Origin of the sequence: Pedobacter miscanthi, from assembly GCF_032678605.1 — a bacterium.
Classification (GTDB): Bacteria; Bacteroidota; Bacteroidia; order Sphingobacteriales; family Sphingobacteriaceae; genus Pedobacter; species Pedobacter miscanthi_A.
On record NZ_JAVTSU010000057.1, the window covers coordinates 1 to 1,559 of the forward strand.

A 1,559-nucleotide genomic window follows, 5' to 3' on the forward strand; every position below is an offset into this window, starting at 1 on the left:
TATAATGACGTTCATTTAAGTTATTCATAATCAAGCTACTTTTTGAATAGCGTATCCCATATTGGCTGCGTCCTTTAATAGTCTCGCTATTCTTTTTGCCTCCCGAATTTCTACATTCTGTTGTATTTTCTTGGGATCAAAGGCTTCTTTTTTAAGTACCATGTTATAAAAGACTGTCGCTAATTTTCTTGCTATAGCTTTTATAGCCTTGGCCGACCCTTTTGTTGCAGCCAGTTTTCGATATTGCTGCCCAATTGGCCCTTTGTTCTGCCACAAACTATTTGCGGCGAGACGAAAGGCTTGGGTGGCTGGATTATTAGTGCTTCGTTTCTCATTTCCTATTTTCTTGCCCCCTGATATTTTAGGTCGTGGCGATAGATTCAGCCAGCTTGCAAAGTGTGATGCTGTGGGCCATTTTTTCATATCGGTTCCCGTTACCGCTAGAATGGCCAGCAACCCAATTTCATCCAGTCCATCTACAGCGGTAAGGTCTACACCAAATATGCTTTCCAGATAATCGGTTAGGTTGAAATGGTATTCATTCTTGCGGGCTTTAACTTTTTTCTTCCCTATAACCTGTAGATCCCCACCCGGACCAGAAACAGGAACCAGCTTTTGCAGTGTGGACTCAATATAGGTTTCATACTCCAACATCTGGCTTTTATGGAAATCATAGGCCTTCATCATACTTGCAAGGATATGGATATGGTGCTCCTGATAATCACCTTTTAATGAACTGATCAGGTCTTCAGGGCTTGCCTTTAAGCGGTTCAGGTCGACAAGCTTTAATAGGGCTTCAGGTTCACTCACTCCGGAAACGATAGCCCGCAATATTTTCATTCCCGCAACACCCTCGATATCACTGATCAGGTGCTGGAATTTTATATTCATCAGGGTAAGGGTTTTTTGGATGCGGTTAAGGGTATCGCTTTTCAGATCCTGACAGGTTTTTCTTTCATGCACATAGCGCCGTAGCTGTCGGTATAGCTCTGTAGCAATATGTGAGCTGCGGATCAGCCCGTGGGCCAGTAACTGGTGCAGCCATTGTGCATCATTGATGTCAGTTTTCTGGGCACTTACATTCCGGTAGTGGCTTGGATTGGCCATCAGGACCTGCATGCCATGGGTTTCAAGCATGCAGTAAAGTGTTTTCCAGTATTCGCCGGTTGCTTCCATTACTACCTGCTCAACCCCTTCCCGTTGAAGTAGTTCTGAGAGTTCCATAAGGCTCTCTGTAAAACTGTTGAACTCCCTGACATTAATCATATCATTCCGGTCGGTATAGGATACAACCATCAGCATACTGCCAACGTCAATGCCCGCAGATCTTGGATATAATAACCCAAACCGTTCCATTTTCAGGCCTTCTCTGCTGGAGGATGCCCTTTTCTTTTTGATTTTACTAACTTTGCTCATCTTATTTCTAATAAGTAGGCAGGACAAGCTCTGCAGTTCTATAAATGTTTAAGCTTAAAAGCGTGGTAAACTTCCCTCAGGGATGGTTTCCAACAATATTTATTTCAAAGAACTACAGTCCCAAACTCGCAATCAGGCTCTCT

Annotated in this window: 1 protein-coding gene; it reads right to left on the bottom strand. The window is 43.4% G+C overall.

The annotated features are described in order from the left end of the window. Nucleotides 1-30: 30 nt before the first annotated feature. Nucleotides 31-1,416 carry an IS110 family transposase gene (locus tag R2R28_RS29025; protein ID WP_316829157.1) on the bottom strand — a complete coding sequence of 462 codons (1,386 nt, stop codon included), beginning with the start codon at nt 1,414-1,416 and terminating at the stop codon, nt 31-33. Between the last annotated feature and the right edge of the window lie 143 nt (nt 1,417-1,559).

Excerpts from the sequence above, each read along its gene's own strand:
- R2R28_RS29025 (WP_316829157.1), bottom strand. The coding sequence starts at position 1,416 with ATGAGCAAAGTTAGTAAAATCAAAAAGAAAAGGGCATCCTCCAGCAGA.